At 63.0% G+C, this 15,460-nt stretch carries 15 protein-coding genes and 1 pseudogene; 1 reads left to right on the forward strand and 15 read right to left on the reverse strand.

Annotation, left to right across the window (positions count from 1 at the left end; translation table 11 throughout):
* A complete protein-coding gene (locus HGP13_RS26095) occupies positions 1–891 on the reverse strand; it encodes a fatty acid desaturase family protein (protein ID WP_172230637.1) in 891 nt (296 codons plus the stop codon).
* Positions 892–1,004: 113 nt separating this feature from the next.
* Between HGP13_RS26095 and HGP13_RS26100 the strand changes: the two genes are divergently transcribed.
* A complete protein-coding gene (locus HGP13_RS26100) occupies positions 1,005–1,937 on the forward strand; it encodes a LysR substrate-binding domain-containing protein (RefSeq protein WP_172230640.1) in 933 nt (310 codons plus the stop codon).
* A 14-nt stretch (positions 1,938–1,951) separates the two neighbouring features.
* On the opposite strand, the gene HGP13_RS26105 is transcribed toward HGP13_RS26100, so the two are convergent.
* From HGP13_RS26105 to HGP13_RS26170, 14 genes and pseudogenes are all read right to left on the reverse strand, one after another.
* Positions 1,952–2,224, reverse strand: a complete 273-nt coding sequence (locus HGP13_RS26105) for a DUF3303 family protein (RefSeq protein WP_172230643.1) — start codon at positions 2,222–2,224, stop codon at positions 1,952–1,954.
* 119 nt (positions 2,225–2,343) lie between these two features.
* Complete coding sequence (locus HGP13_RS26110; RefSeq protein WP_172230646.1) at positions 2,344–3,810, reverse strand: RimK family protein; 1,467 nt, start codon at positions 3,808–3,810, stop codon at positions 2,344–2,346.
* Positions 3,807–4,913, reverse strand: coding sequence for a peptidase C39 family protein (locus HGP13_RS26115; protein ID WP_172234853.1), 1,107 nt, complete (start codon positions 4,911–4,913; stop codon positions 3,807–3,809). Before HGP13_RS26115 ends, HGP13_RS26110 begins: the two co-directional genes overlap by 4 nt.
* Before the next feature lie 208 nt (positions 4,914–5,121).
* Positions 5,122–5,913, reverse strand: coding sequence for an anti-sigma factor (locus HGP13_RS26120; RefSeq protein WP_172230649.1), 792 nt, complete (start codon positions 5,911–5,913; stop codon positions 5,122–5,124).
* Positions 5,910–6,428, reverse strand: a complete 519-nt coding sequence (locus HGP13_RS26125; protein ID WP_172230652.1) for a sigma-70 family RNA polymerase sigma factor — start codon at positions 6,426–6,428, stop codon at positions 5,910–5,912. The genes HGP13_RS26120 and HGP13_RS26125 overlap by 4 nt, the downstream gene beginning before the upstream one ends.
* A gap of 155 nt (positions 6,429–6,583) precedes the next feature.
* Complete coding sequence (locus HGP13_RS26130; RefSeq protein WP_172230655.1) at positions 6,584–9,352, reverse strand: DUF2339 domain-containing protein; 2,769 nt, start codon at positions 9,350–9,352, stop codon at positions 6,584–6,586.
* A 183-nt stretch (positions 9,353–9,535) separates the two neighbouring features.
* Entirely contained in the window at positions 9,536–10,297 is a 762-nt protein-coding gene (recO, locus tag HGP13_RS26135; protein WP_172230658.1) for a DNA repair protein RecO, read from the reverse strand.
* A 128-nt stretch (positions 10,298–10,425) separates the two neighbouring features.
* A pseudogene (locus HGP13_RS26140) lies at positions 10,426–10,674 on the reverse strand (porin); the annotation flags it as partial.
* A 248-nt stretch (positions 10,675–10,922) separates the two neighbouring features.
* The gene (locus tag HGP13_RS26145) at positions 10,923–11,813 is read right to left on the reverse strand and encodes an aminoglycoside phosphotransferase family protein (RefSeq protein WP_172230661.1); all 891 of its coding nucleotides are present in this window, start codon (positions 11,811–11,813) and stop codon (positions 10,923–10,925) included.
* Positions 11,814–12,746, reverse strand: coding sequence for a GTPase Era (era, locus tag HGP13_RS26150; RefSeq protein WP_096456325.1), 933 nt, complete (start codon positions 12,744–12,746; stop codon positions 11,814–11,816).
* Entirely contained in the window at positions 12,731–13,444 is a 714-nt protein-coding gene (gene rnc / locus HGP13_RS26155) for a ribonuclease III (RefSeq protein ID WP_172230664.1), read from the reverse strand. The genes era and rnc overlap by 16 nt, the downstream gene beginning before the upstream one ends.
* Positions 13,445–13,446: 2 nt before the next feature.
* Complete coding sequence (lepB, locus tag HGP13_RS26160) at positions 13,447–14,196, reverse strand: signal peptidase I (RefSeq protein ID WP_027045285.1); 750 nt, start codon at positions 14,194–14,196, stop codon at positions 13,447–13,449.
* Between the two features lie 78 nt (positions 14,197–14,274).
* Complete coding sequence (acpS, locus tag HGP13_RS26165) at positions 14,275–14,688, reverse strand: holo-ACP synthase (RefSeq protein WP_172230668.1); 414 nt, start codon at positions 14,686–14,688, stop codon at positions 14,275–14,277.
* Positions 14,685–15,284, reverse strand: coding sequence for a DUF2062 domain-containing protein (locus HGP13_RS26170; protein WP_172230671.1), 600 nt, complete (start codon positions 15,282–15,284; stop codon positions 14,685–14,687). Before HGP13_RS26170 ends, acpS begins: the two co-directional genes overlap by 4 nt.
* Positions 15,285–15,460: the final 176 nt, after the last annotated feature.

The following is a 15,460-nucleotide window of genomic DNA, read 5'->3' on the forward strand; positions in this document are numbered from 1 at the left end:
TCAGCGCAGCGTCTCAAGGTATTTCTCATGGAAGCTGACATAGCCGGGCTCGACCACTTTCAGATGCCGCTCGATCAGCGTGTGAAACTGCGGCAGTTGATGAAACGGCACACCGGGATAGGCATGATGCTCGGCATGGAACGGCATGTTCCATGCCAGCTTGCGCACGACCCAATTGGTCAGCGTGGTTCTCGTGTTCTCCAGCATGTTGGCTACGAATGGACAGCGGCCGTGCTCGGCCAGGAGATAGAGGCGCAGAAAGGGCTGACCAAGTAGCGCGGGAATGATCCAGACATAGAGAAGCACAGTGAGCCGGAAATAGGCGGCGAGCAGAATGACGACGGCGTAGAACGCAATCATGGCGCGCGCCTCGACCCGCACCTTGGGCCGACCTTTCGGCGGCACATAGCTTTCCTGGCTGTCGCCAAAAGCATTGGCGTAAAGCGTCTTGAGATGGCCCCACCAAAGCGGGATGCCGGAAACATGCGCGAGGTACTGCCGCAGCGTTTCCGGTTTGGGAAAGGCCAGCTCTGGATCGTTCTCGGGATCCTGAGTGAAGCGATGGTGGGCGAAATGAAAGTAGCGGAACCAGTCGGCCGCCAGCGCCAAGGCCAGGCTGCACACCCGCGCCACGGCGTCGTTCAGCCACTGCGTCTCAAAGGCCGTGCGATGAACCGTCTCGTGCAGCAGCGTGAACAGGAAGACCATCAGGATGCCTTGCGGCAGCATCAGCAGCGGCCAGAATGGCACCTTTGCCGCAATCAGCGCTCCAAGGATCACAATCGCACCCCAGTGGGCGCTGAGCTGAACGAGACCCGCGGCATCGGACTTGGCGGTCAGGCGATTACGCTCTTCGGGGGCCAATGAGGCGATTATGTCGCGATGATCCATCGGCTTCTATCCAGGCTGGCGATTTGACGAGGCCCACTCTAGCCGGTGAAAAAGCTTTCCAAAAACGACGATTCCTGCGATTTGGATAAGTCAACCTTATCTATCCGGCAATCATGGTCACATCTCTATCGCTGAAAGGACTTCAGGCTTTCGAGGCCGCGGCGCGCACGGGCAGCTTTGCCGCGGCGGCGGAGGAGCTTTCGGTTTCGGCGGCCGCCATCAGCCAGCTCATTCGCACCGTCGAGGAACAGATGGGCCGCAAGCTGTTTCATCGGGTCAACCGCCGCGTCCTCCTCACCGAGGCCGGCGTGGAAATGCTGCCACGACTGACCATGGCCTTCCAGGAAATCGGCAGTGTCTCGCGCGAATTGGGCGGCGATGCCTTCCGCCCGCGCCTGGTGGTGTCAGTGCCGCCATCAATGGCCATGGGTTGGCTTTCGCAGCGTCTCGCCGGCTTTGTCGCCAGCCACGGCGCCGCCGACATATCGCTGCGCGGTGATGACGACCCGGTGCCGTTCGACCGCGAACTGATCGACATCAGGCTCTCCTACGGTCCGCATTACCGCGAGCACCCGACTGAGGACATCGTCCGGGACGCCGTCTATCCCGTCTGCGCGCCAAGGCTTGCCCGCGGGATCAAGGCGGACGGCGATCCGCTCGCCGGGCTGCCGCTGATCCACACCGACTGGGGACCAACCGGCGCCTCGTTTCCGTCCTGGCGCAACTGGTTCGAGGCTGCTGGGGTACAGCCCGGCCGCTCGGCGCAGCGGGGTCTGTCGGCCAACTCGTCGCGCGCGGCCCTCGACCTCTCCATTTCGGGCCTAGGCGTAGCGCTGGCGCAAGGGGTCTATTGTGCCGAGGCGGTGGAAGACGGCAGGCTGGTCCGGCCCGCCGCCAGGGCGATTGCGCTGCGCCAGCCCTATTGCCTGACGATCCCGGAGCGCAGCGGCAGGCGCGATGTCGTGGCGGCGTTCCGCGATTGGCTGATCAACGAATGCCAGCGTGCGGTGGGGTCGCCGGCGCTGCGTTCCCACAACAGCCTCTGACCGGCAGGCGCCGGTCAGAGATAGCTGGCCAATGCCGCTGTCATGTCCTTGCTTGTCGCCACGGGAATGATCTCGAACTCGACCAGATCGTTCCATTCGATAGCCCAGCGCTGCAGCAGCGTAACGTCGTCGGTTTCCACCAGCAGGAAGCAGCGGCTCATATCCGCCGCGATCCAGCTGTGGTGCACGACAAGCTCATCCGGCTTCAGGCGGCCCCGATCGCGAAAGCGGCGGTAGATCTCCTTGCGGTCGCAGCCGGTGAAGTCCTCGATCACGATGAACTGCATGTTTTCCACCTAGCGCAATTCCAGGAAAAGTGTGAGCGGTTTTCCGTCCGGAATTGCATCAGAACAAAAAGTTGGAGTGGTTCCCCGTTTCCGTGAAACGGTGAACCACTCTGGTTGGACTATTGTCGCCCTGGCCGGTCGAGCCGCTCCAGGAACCACTGCGTCAGCCGCACCCAGACCTCGTCCTTCTCGCCGGAATCCTCCCAGCCATGGTCGAGGTTGGGGTTATCGTTGACCTCGATGACGAAGACGCCGTCCTTGGTCTCCTTGAGGTCGACACCATAGAGGCCATCGCCGATGCAGCGCGCCGCCTTGACCGCGGTCTCGACAACATGGGCCGGCGTTTCCTTCAGCGTGAAGGTCTTGATGCCGCCCTGGTCGGGCTTGCCATTGGCCTTGTGGTTGACGATCTGCCAGTGCTTCTTGGCCATCAGATAATGCACGGCAAAAAGCGGCTGACCACCGAGCACGCCAACGCGCCAGTCATATTCGGTGGGAATGAATTTCTGCGCGATGAGAAGGTCGGAATCCTCCAGCCACTCGGTCGCAAGCCGCGTCAGCTCCTCCAAATTCTCGCATTTCTTGACGCCGCGCGAGAAGGACGAATCCGGAATCTTCAGCACCAGCGGAAAGCCCAGCGTCTGCGCCGCAAGCTCCAGATCCGACGTGCCGGCGATCATCACTGTCGGTGGCACCGGCACCTTGTTGTAGGCCATCAGCTCGTTGAGATAGACCTTGTTGGTGCAACGGATCATCGACAGCGGATCGTCGATGACAGGCATGCCTTCCTGTTGAGCGCGGCGGGCGAAACGATAGGTGTGGTTGGAGATCGAGGTGGTCTCGCGGATGAACAGCGCATCGTAGTTCGCGAGCTTGGCAAGGTCCTTCCTGGTGATGGGCTCGATTTCGACCCCCATCTTTTCGGCGATCTTGGCCCAGTAGCGCAGCGACGAGATTTCCGACGGCGGCAGTTCCTCATGCGGATCGACCAGCGTGGCGAAGGTGTAGCGCGCCGGCGTGCGCCCCTTGGTGTCGCGCCACTCGCGGTTGGTGTAGGTCTCCAGGCACTGGATGAAGCTTTTTTCTTCGTCCTCGGTCATGCGCGCCAGCGGATGGAAGCCGATCTTGCGGATCGAGGCCCATTCGGCGCTGTCCTTGATGTGGACCTCGAGTGCCGGCGCGCGGAACCAGTCGAACAACAGCTTGGCGAAACGGTCCCACACCTTGGAGGGGCCGATGCCGAAAAAGATGCAGACCTTGGCCGGAAAGTCGCCGCCGAGGTCCTTGCGGCATTTGTTGAGCGCCAGTTCCAGTTCCGGCAGCGCATGCTCATAGAGCTTGCGCTCCGACAGGTCGATCATCGTCTCCACGGTCGGAATGACCTTGTGGCCGCGCGAGCTCGCCAGCAGCGAGGCATAGTAGCCGCGGCTCTGGTAGCCGTAATTGTTCGATAGGTTGATGACCTTCGGCCGCTGGCCGCGAAATAGCGACGGATGCGCGAGATAGTCGCGATTGGTGATGATCTTGTGCGGTGTCGCCACCTGGTCGAGATCGCTCTGCCGGCCGGTAAGGATGACCCAGGTCATTGTGTGTCGCGCTTCCCCAGAGTGATGGCGGCACGCAGTCCGTCGCGGCCGAACTGCGCCATGTTCATGAAGATGCCGTAGGGCACGGGAATGTTGGCGGCATCAAGGATGGTTTCCTGCCTCTCGTCCTCGACCCAGGGATCGTGGATCAGAATATGGTCGCCATCATCGCCGATGGCCAGCACCCAGTGCGGCACCTTCTTGCCGAACATCAGGAAGCCGCTGATCAGCACCAGTACCAGTTTTCCCTCGGCGATCGCGGCTCTGATGTCATCGATGCTGAATGAGCGGTAATTCACCGGGATGCCGTAAAGTTCCGCCCGGCGGCGAAAGTCGACCTGGGCCAATTCCATCACCCGGCGCTTGTCCTCGCTACGCACCGACTGCAGGAACAATGCGCCGTAGAAGGAAACAAAGATCTCTGCCGCGAGCCCGCTTTCGTGTCCAGAGACAGCCAGGCCGAATGGCTCGCAGCCGCCCGGTCCCGACATCATGAAGACGGTCGTCGCCTCGCGCCAGAGGCGGATTTCCATCACCGGATCGGGCACGAAGCCCCGGTCGAAATTGGCCATGGCCATCATCAGACAGCATGGACCGCAGGTGAACTCACAGGTCTGCTGATAGAACGGCACCCTAGTGGCGATCGGAATGTCGCCGCGCAAGGTTTTCTCATAGCGAAGCGCGGTTGCACCGTCCTCATAGTAGGCCGGCTCACGGCCGATCTTGCGGTAGCCGGCCTGCTCGTAGATGCGGATAGCTCGACTGTTGTCCTCACGCACTTCGAGACGCAGCATCATGCGGTCGTGTTCGAACGCCGCCTCCTCCGCCGACGCTAGCAGCAAGCGGCCGACGCCCAGACCGCCAAAAAACGGACCCGTGGCTATGGAGTAGAGCCGTGCCACACCGCTGCCCTTGCGAAACAGCACGATCGCATAGCCGGCGACGCGGCCATCGACTTCGGCGACCAACGTCTCGGCCGTCTCGCGTTCGATGAACAGGCGAAAGGAGCGACGGGAGATACGATCGCTTGAAAAAACGGCTTTCTCGATGGCGGCGAGATCATCGACGTCAGACGCGCGGGCCGTGCGGATCTCGGCAGGCATGCGACTTGAGAAAACCTCGATTGCGTTGCGGAAACGGCCCCGGTCAAAAGCGTCGCAAACACCGGCCGAAGCGCCGGTATTCATCAAGCGCTATCGCTCCTTGATTAGGGCCGAATTGTGACAGTTTCCGCGGCGGCAAGGAAGTGCGCGGGCTTTGAACAGGATCGCTGTTTTGATGGGCTGCCGGCTGCGAACAATTGCGACCAACTCAGCTTGCGAGGCCAGCCAGAAGCTGGCCATAGGCACTCTTGGCCACGACCGCCAATTGCTCGCGCGGCAGCGAGCCGACAACGGCGCAGCCATAGCCCTTGTCCAGCCAGTAGACGGCCTGCGGGCCGTCCTGCGCCGACGCATAGGTGCCCTTGGCGTTCTCCGTCGATTCCGCGGTCACGAAGAGCGATATGCGCTCGCCCTTGTCGTCTTCGTAGAGCAGCATGGCGGCCTTGCTGTCGCCGGCCGGCAGCAACCGTCCGCCGACCAGTTGAAAACCGTTCGCGGTCAAATCCGGCGCCACCAGCTTCAGCCCGACCCGGTTGGACAGCCAGGTCTGCAAATGATCCTTGTCGCTGGCCGGCACTTCCACCGCATGCCGCTTCTCGGCGGCGTAGATGACATGGGCGGCGATCGCCTGTTCAGCCAGCTGATCTTGCGCCGGATCCTCCTGGCCGATGCCGTCGATGCCGGCAAAGTAGCCGCCAAATCCGCCCGTGGCCAAAAGCACGGCAGCGGCCGCGGCAAGCCACCAGCGCGAGCGCGGCAGCACAGCCCTAACAGGCGCTTCGCCGAGCACCACCTTGCGCAAGCGCGCGGGAACAGGCTCATCCAGCACGCCGGCAAAGGCTGAGCGCAACGCCTCCCGGTCGGCTGCGAAGCGGGCGTTTCTCGCCTTCATCTCCGGATTGGCATCGAGCCAAGCATCATAGGCGGCACGCTCGTCGGCCGGCAGTTCGCCGTCGAGCGCCATGTGGATGTCACGTTCGGAAAAATCGCGGCGGATCATTTCTCGACGATCCTTATCGTGCGGCGACGCGCCGTGTCATCCAGCAACCCGCGCAATTCCTCACGCCCGCGCGCAATGCGCGACATCAGCGTGCCGGCGGGAACACCCAGAATGTTAGCGGCCTCGGCATAGGAAAAGCCTTCGATGGCAACCATGACCAGGGCCGCGCGCCTATCGGGGCTGATCGCTTGCAACGCATCCATGATCTCGCGCGAGGCGATGCTCTCCAGCTGCTCGGCCGGCTGAGCCACCCCCTCGCCCGCCTCCAGCGGCAGCATTGCCGTTTCGCCGCGGCGGTTCACCTTGCGCATCTGGTCGATGAACAAATGATGCATGATCGTAAACAGCCACCTCCTGGGGCTTTCTCCTGTCTGCCAGTTGTCGAGCCGCGTGAGTGCGCGCTCGAGGCAGTCCTGGACGAGGTCGTCGGCAGAATCGCGATCGCGCACAAGCGAGCGTGCGTAACGGCGCAGGCGCGGTATTTCGCCAAGGATTGCTGCCTTCTTTTCGTCCATGACCGCTGGTTCTGAGGTCGCCCCTGTTGATCCCGATTGAACGCGCCTTCCCGGCGCGACGCAAGCGGCCAGCGCGAAGCGGTCCGCCGCCCCGGTCACCCAAGCAATGAGATAACGAGCCCATTGGCCGATTTATTCCCGGCCGGACTGAAATATTATTGTTCTTGCTTGCCTTCATTTTCCCTCGCCGCCCGCGTCAGCAGCCGCTGATAAAACAACCCGATGCCGATCAAAACCGCGCCCAAGCCGATGAAGGACAGCGCCCTGAGCACACCTTCCAGCTCCGACATGTCGAAGAGGAAGACTTTCAGCACGGCGATCGCGATCAGTGCGGCAGACGCAATGCGCAGCACCTGTGACTTCAGCCAAACGCCGGCGGTGAGCAGCGCCACGCCGATGACCAGCCAGAGCGCCGAATAAGTGTAGGTCTCCAGCTGGCCAAGCCCGCTCCACAGGCCGATGAACTCGCCCTTGAACAGGCGCCTGACCGACAGCGTGGCATAGGCCAGGGCAAGCACGGCCGCCACCACCGCCAACATCTGCGCATACCATTTCGGCCGCTTGTCGCGGGCATACAGCGCCAAGCCGCCGGCGGCGACCGCCGGCAGGAGATAGGCGAGGAACAACAGGTTGAACACCGGGATCTGGCCGGTCGATTCGTCCGTGAACAGCGGGTTCAGCACCGCGAAATGCCGGATGACGATGAACGCGACCGAAACCACGCCGGCGGCCATCGAGCCATAGCGCAGCACCGAGCTTGGCGAGCGCATGTCGATGGCGACTAGGATGGCACCGGCGCCGATGGCAATCAGCGTGTAGATTGACTGCTCGGCGAGCGTCATCGCACCCGTGTCGATGACGCCACCATGCATGGCGTGACGCACCAGCATGGCAACGGCAAGCAACGCAAACAGAGCCGCCGCCGCTTGCATGGCGAGGCGCGGCCGGCCATTGGTGGTGCGTGCGAGCTGCCAGGCGGCGAAGCCGAAGGCGAGCGCCGGCACGCCGTATCCCGGCAGCAGCCAGTTGAAAACCGGCGTCCTGGAGAGGAATTCAGCGCCGACTATGGTCGGATCGAAGGCGACGCGGCCAAGCACGGCGATCACCGCGCCAACAGCAATCCAGCCAAGCACTGGATAAGAGCGCCAGCGCGTCGCCAGCGCCGGCACGATGGCCGCGGCACCGAGCAGAATGGTGGTCCAGCCGGAATCGAAGGCCATATGCAGCATCAAGAGGCCGGCGATCGCCGCGCCGCAAAGGGCAAACGACACCGCCATGCCGCCCTTGAGCGGCGGTTCTTCGGCGCGGGCGATCCACTCACCGCCGGCGGCGAAAACCACGACCAGAAGGGCCGCGACCGCGGCATCGGCAAGATCGCGATCGAGATTGCCGTAGGTCAGCCATAGCGCCAGCATAATGACCAGTGGCGCTGCGATGCCCCAGGCCGCCCAGCATGCCGCGCGAATCTGCGCGACGGCGGCAAAACGGCGGGCGGCCCAGAAACCCGCGCCGATGAAGACCAGGCCGAGGCCGAGGCCGATGCGCAGCGTCAAGGGATTTCCAGCCGCCACCTGCAGGCCGTCAAAGCCAATGTTGCCTTGGGACAAATCGGAGCCGATGGTGGCTGGCGGAATGATGCCGAGATAGATCATCACGCTCACCACCCCGGCGGCATGCAGCAGCGGCAGGGCGCGCGGCCGATAGAGGGCGGTGGCGACAAGGGCGACGATGACCAGAGCGCCCGGCAAGGCATCGCCGGCCGCGACAAGCGTGGAGTCGACGGACAGGCCAAGCGCGGAAAACGCAACAAAAAAACCCGGCACGATCGATGGCCAGTCGAAACCCTGATTTGCAGTTCCCTCTTCGCCGCCACGACTGCGCAGCCAGGCAAGAGCAAGCACGGTCAGCGTCACCGCGTCGACGAACAGGATGACGGCAAGGTCGGCGCCGGGCGCGTTCGTCATGTAGGCGATGGTCCAGGCGCCGGTGCCGAAGAAGGCGGCCGCCATCAGGAAGTTCCAGTCGCGCATGCGGGCGATCATCGCAGAGGCGGCAAGGACGATGGCAAGATAGACGAACAGCGCCCATGGATTTGGCGCCTGCGCGGACACAAGCGCCGGCGTCGCCATGGCACCGACGAGACCGATACCGGCGAGGGCCAGGCCGTGTACGAGAGCGGCGGCGATCGTCGCCACGCCGATGGCGCCAAGCAGCGTGAAGGCAAGAGCCGGGCCGATGAAGCCGTAAATGCCATGGGCGGCATAGACGGTGCCGAACAGGATGAAGGCACCGGCCGCCGTCAGGATCGCCGGAATATAGGCGCCGGCAACGCCTTGCACCGGCACCTTGAAGCCGGTGCGGCGAATGAACTCGCCGCCGGCGACCAGCACCAGCCCGAGCACCGCTGCCATGGTGAGCCGAACGCCGGGGCCGAAAATACCGGCCTCGATGGTGTAGCGGATCAGGAACAGACCACCCAGCGCCAACGCAATGCCGCCGACCCAGACCGCCCAGCGCGTGCCGAGCGCCGTTTCGATGTCCGGCTTGCCGGGGGCCTTGGGGGCCGCAACCGGCTCGACAGGTTCTGCCGCCTTCGGCGCCTCGCCGGCGGACCAGGGGCCGGATACGGCGCCGGCAACCGGAGCTTCCGCTTCCGTAACCGGGGCCTGCGCCTGCGCGACGACGGGCTCGCTCACCACCGCTGTGGCAACATCGGCCGCTACCGCAGCCACAGGCGCCGCGTCAGCCTTGCCATCGGCCGCTATCTGTTCTGCCAGCTTGACCACCGGCGGCACGGCGCCCGAAAGGACGAGACTGCGCAGCGCGCCAAGCTCGCGTTCGACAAGGCCGATGCGGCTTTGCTGACGCGAAATGATGACGAACAAGGCAATGATGGCGACGAGGCCGATCAGGCTTTCAAACATGGCGGTTCCCCCAAACCAGGCCAGTTTTCACTGACATTTCATCTCACTGACATTCAAATGCGGCGGCTAAACGGCTCAAAAACTCAACGTGCCGCCAGATTGGCGGCTGGAAATATCGAACATGTCTCGGTGCCGAAAGCCAAGAGCTTGCGAGATCCGGCCCGTACAGAGCTAGACTTGCGCTCATGCTGCGTTCTCTCCGGCTATAGTCTTGCCGCGCGCATAGTGCTTGCGCAGCGCGGCAAGGAAGCCGGCGCGGGAATCGGGCTGTTCGATGGCACGCGGCTCATAGACGTGGCGGGTAAAGAAGAAGCCGGTGAGCCGGAAGGCGTCCTCGACCGCCGCTGGATCGGCGCGCAGGCCGGAGCCGCGCTGCAAAAAGGCCGGCAGCGCCAGCATCTTGTCGTGCCATGGCAAGCCTGCTTCGCGCGACACAGCGCGCCCAGACTTCGGCGAGACATAGGCAAGGTCCTGCCGCGAGCCAGTGGCAGCGCATTGGCTAAGATCGAGGCCAAAACCGAGTTCGTCGAGCACAAGCAGTTCGAAGCGCGCCACCAGTTCGCCGGCGGCATCGGCATCGTCGAGATGGACGATCATCACTGCAAGTGTCTCGTAGAGAGCTTCATGAGCGTCGCGCTCGGGCAACAGGCGCAGATGCGCGGCCATGGTCTGCAGCCCGTAGACGGCGACGGCGCTGTCCATCAATCGGGCAGCGTTCATCTCGATCGCCTCGGCCTGGAAGGTGCCAAGATGCTCGTCGAGGCGCGCCCGCCAGAGAAGATCGACGCGGTTGCCGGGCTGGAGAACGGGTTGCTGCTTGCGCGAGCGGCCGCCACGGACGAGGCCTAGATGGCGGCCATGCGCGCGCGTCATCACCTCGAGGATGGCGCCGGTTTCGCCATGCTTGCGGGTGCCGAGAATGATTCCCTCGTCGCGCCATTCCATGCCCAGAGCTTTTCACCGATCGGGTGGCGAAATCAAGGTATGGGCCTGGGCCGGCTCCCCGCAACAACGCATAAAGAAGCCGCCCGCAGCGATACGCTGCGGGCGGCCTGGTAAGGTCAGTCGATCGATTAGACGTTGCGCTGGAAGCGGACGATGCCGCCGATGCCGTCCTTCTTGTCGGCCTTGGACCAGTTGCCATAGATGGAGGGATTGCCGAAGTTGCCGTAGTGATCCCGGTCGACTTCGGTCGTCATCGTGAAGCCGGGGACGATAGTGTAGGCGACGTTCGCCGCAAGAGCGATGTTCTTGTCGTCGTCAGCCGAAGCCTGGACGTTGAACGAGGTCTTGGCGTTGGACTTGTAGGTGCCACCACCCCAGTAACCGCAATTTTGCGTGCAGCAGATCTGAGGCGATATCCTCCGCTCTGCGATATTGCGAGGAAATTGCAATGCCGCCCGCCGGGCCGGCCAAACCTCGCCAAGGTGGTCGAAGACACGCCGGCAGCGCCGTTTCACTCTCGATTATAACAGCAGCCTGCTCACCGTGAGCCGGTGCGGGACCGCTTTCTCAAACCAAACGCGATAAACGTAGGCGAGCAGGAAACAAGGACGATCAAGGAATCACATCACGTCCTGCGCCTGTGATCGGCCAGCACCGCATCGATGACGCGCCAGGATTTCTCGACTTCAACCGGGTTGTCTATATGACCGGCGGCGGTGATCAGCGCCTTCCACAGCGCCCAGCCACGGCCACGTGCCCAGGTCGCATCATCAACGCCAATGTCGGCGCGGAAAACCTCCCAGCTCTCGCCCTCGAAAAAGGTCCAGGCGATCACGAGGTCGCATGAGGGATCGCCGACACCGGAGGTGCCGAAGTCGATCACGGCGCTCAAGCGGCCGTCCTCGACGAGCAGATTTCCCGAGGCAACGTCACCATGGAACCAGACAGGCGGTCCCTGCCAGGTCGCGGCAAGGGCTGCTTCCCACACGGCACTCGCCGAAGTGCCATCGATACGGCTGCCGAGTGTGGTGATTGCTTGCCTTGTCTCGCCGTCATAGACGTTCAGCGGTCCGCCTCGGAAGAAGTTGTGCTGGCCGGGCGCCGGGCCACCGGTCGGTTCGATGCGTTTCAATGCAATCAGGAACCCGGCCAGGTCAGCCGCGAATTGCGACAGGTCGGCGATGTTCTCTCGCCTCGCGGTCTCGCCTTCGATCCAGCCATAGACGGACCAATGCCAGGGATAGCCCTCCGCAGGAACGCCCATCGCCAGCGGTACGGGAATGGGCAGGGGCAGAAGCGGCGCCAACTGCGGCAGCCAGCGATGCTCCTTCTCCACTTGCAGGGAATAGGCGGCAGCGCTTGGCAGCCGCACGGTCATCTCGTCGCCGAGATGAAAGGTCCTGTTGTCCCATCCGCCTGATGCAACCGGCCTGACGGCAAGATCCCTCCACTGGGGGAATTGCGCGGCGACCAACCGGCTGACCAAAGCCGTATCGATGGTGAGCTTGCCGTCCATTTAATGCGGGAATTCGAGGCCCATTTCGCGGTAGCGCTCGGGGTCGTCGCCCCAGTTCTCGCGTACCTTGACGAACAGGAAGAGGTGCACCTTCTGTTCGAGGATGCCTGCTATTTCCATGCGGGCTGCCTGGCCGATGGCGCGGATGGTTTCGCCCTTGTGGCCGAGCACGATCTTCTTCTGGCTGTCGCGCTCGACATAGATGGTCTGGTCGATGCGCACCGAGCCGTCCGGCTTCTCTTCCCATTTCTCGGTCTCGATATGCGAGGAATAGGGCAATTCCTGATGCAGCCGCAGATACAGTTTTTCGCGGGTGATCTCGGCCGCCAGCTGGCGCATCGGCAAGTCCGAGATCTGGTCTTCCGGATAATACCAGGGGCCGGCCGGCAGCGCCTGCGCCAGATAGTCGAGCAGGTCCTTGCAGCCGGAGCCGGTCAGCGCGGAGACCATGAAGGTGCGCTTGAACGGCACTTTCTCGTTCGCTGCCGCGGACAGGGCCAGAAGCGTCTCGTGCTTGACTCGGTCGACCTTGTTGAGGATCAGCGCCATCGGCTGGCGCACATCCTTCAGCCGTTCGAGGATGGCGTCGGCGTCGCCACGGATGCCACGCTCGGCATCGATGAGCAGCAGCACGATATCGGCATCCTTGGCGCCGCCCCAGGCGGTGGTGACCATCGCCGTGTCGAGGCGCCGCTTGGGCTTGAAGATGCCCGGCGTGTCGACAAAGACGATCTGCGCATTGTCATGCGTGGCGATGCCGCGCACGATGGCGCGGGTCGTCTGAACCTTATGGGTGACGATCGATACCTTGGCGCCGACCAATTGGTTGACCAGCGTCGACTTGCCGGCATTGGGCGCGCCGATCAGCGCGACGAAGCCGGAATGTGTGGCAGGGGCTTCAGCAGTTTCAATATCCGTCATGCCACGTTCCATACACCTTCGCGCAACAGAAGGGCAGCCGCAGCCGCCTGCTCGGCCTCGCGCTTGGAACGGCCGCTGCCGGTCGCCGGCTGAAATGCCCCAACCTTGACACTGACGGTGAACAGCGGATCGTGGTCCGGCCCCTCGCGGCTGTCGATCTGGTAGGCAGGCACGGCACTTGCGGCCTGATGCGCCCATTCCTGCAATTCGGTCTTGGCGTCACGGCGCGCCGCACCTGAAGCCTGCGAACGTGGCTGCCAGTATCTGTGGATAAAGGCGCGCGCCGCCTCCAGCCCACCGTCGAGATAGAGCACGGCGATCAGCGATTCCAATGCGTCTGCACGCAGATTGACGCGCTTGCGCCCCTCGAGCCCGCGCACATCCGATCCGGCGCGGATCAGCTCCGGCAGCCCGATATCCTCGGCAATGTCCGAAAGCGCCTCGGCATTGACCAGTGCATTGAGCCGCAGCGACAACTCGCCTTCCGCAGCGTCGGGAAACGCGGCCAGCAGCATGTCGGCAACGACCAGGCCGAGAACCCGGTCGCCGAGAAACTCGAAACGCTCATAATCGGTGCCGGCATTGGCGCCACGGGCACTGGCATGGGTCAGCGCACGCTGCAGACGCTGGCGGTCGGCAAAGGCATGGCCCGTGCGTTCCACAAGCGCTTCGGCGAGCGCATCGGCGGTCAGGCGTTTCGCCGCTGCCATCCTTAATTGACGAAGTGGAACAGGCGCGAGGCACGCATCAGCGACGGCCATTTCCAGATTTCGAGCGGGCTTGCCTTGCCGGCGATAGAGAAGAAGACAAGGTTGGCGCGGCCAACCAGGTTTTCCGCGGGAACGTAGCCGACGGTGAACCGGCTGTCGGCGGAATTGTCCCGGTTGTCGCCCATCATGAAATAGTGGCCGGGCGGCACGTCGAATTCACGCGTGTTGTCGCCGATCGAATTCGGATTGAGGTCAAGCGTGTCGTAGCTGACGCCGTTGGGCAGCGTTTCCCGATAGACATCGATCGGCTGAGGCATTTCGGTGATGTCGGGATTGTCGATCTGCCCGGTCTTGACGCGCGGCACACCGACGCCGTTGATGAACAGCTGGCCATTCTTCATCTGGATCTTGTCGCCAGGCAGGCCGACCACGCGCTTGATGTAGTCGACGGACGGATCCGGTGGGAACTTGAACACCACCACGTCGCCGCGCTTTGGCTCGGAGCCCCAGATGCGACCCGAGAAAATGTCAGGGCCGAAAGGCAGTGAATAGCGGGAGTAGCCGTAGGACCATTTGGTGACGAACAGGTAGTCGCCTTCCAGAAGCGTCGGCCGCATCGATCCCGACGGGATCGAAAAGGGTTGGAACAACAGAGTGCGGATAACCAGGGCGAGCAAAAGCGCCTGGACGATGACGCTGACGGTTTCGCCAAGCCCGCCGGATTTCTTCTGGGATTTTTCAGCCACGCTCATGTCGTCCTCGATTGTGCGTTGGATGGTATAGAGTCTCGGCGCGCGCTGGGCAACGTCAATGCCGGTCGTCAGATGCAATCAATGTGGCGCTTCTTCGACGGGCAACGCCTCGATGATCACAAAGGCTTGAGCGAGGGGGAAATCATCCGTGATGGTGAGGTGGATCGCCGCCCGATGGCCTTTCGGCAGGATCTTTTGCAGCCGCGCCAACGCGCCGCCGGTCAATGCCATGGTCGGTGCGCCGCTGGGCAGGTTGACGACACCCATGTCGCGCCAGAATACGCCTTGCGCCAAACCGGTGCCCAGCGCCTTGGCGCAGGCCTCCTTGGCGGCGAAGCGCTTGGCATAAGAGGCCGCGCGGGCGCGTCGGTTCTCAGAACGCGCCTGTTCGACCTCGGTGTAAATCCTCTGCACGAAACGCTGGCCGTGACGCTCCAGCGATTTCTCTATGCGCCTGATATCGATCAGGTCGCTGCCGATGCCGATGATCATTGTGCGGCGGAACCGACGCTTCCGCCAGGATGGGACGATTGCGCATGGCGATGCGCGCGCTCTGCCAGCCGCTTGCGCCTTTGCTCGCGAAAGACAGTCATGCCCCAGCGCGTGATGCCGTAGAACAGGAGGCCGAACACCAGCCCGAGCGGCACCGCGCCGATCAGCATGGGCTCCAGCACGGGATGCCACAGTTTCGCGAAAGAAAGCGTGTGCATCATCTCGCCCAGATGCGCGGGCGGACCATGTGCAGGCAGGCGATCGTGCAGGATGAGCTTGCCGGTTTCCCAGGATGCGCCCCACAGAATCGGAAAAGTCAGCGGATTGCCGAAGAAAACAGCCCCGAGTGCCGCCGCCACCAGATTGCCGGCGATCACCCAGCATAGAACGGCGGCAATGATGAAATGGAAGCCAACGGGAAAGAACGAAGCGAAGACACCGGCCGCGACACCGGCGGCCACCGCATGCGGGGTGGCCTTCAGCCGCAGGATGCGCTTGGAGAAATACTGAAGCGAGCGCGAAAACGAACGGCGCGGCCACAGGTAGGTGCGCACCCGCTCGAAAAGGCCATCAGGCTTGCGACGACGAAAAAGCACTCTCTTCCTATTCCCGACAATCTACGGTTTACAACTTCCAAGCCGACCGTTTCCAGCCGTGCTCCGATCGCCACATCTTGCGCTTTACGGTTACCTAAAGGCAATCGCCACCCTGATATAGCGATCCGCAACCTCGACAACAACCGAAGGCTACCTGTACAGCGGCCGCGCCAGCA

Source organism: Mesorhizobium sp. NZP2077, from assembly GCF_013170805.1.
GTDB lineage: Bacteria > Pseudomonadota > Alphaproteobacteria > Rhizobiales > Rhizobiaceae > Mesorhizobium.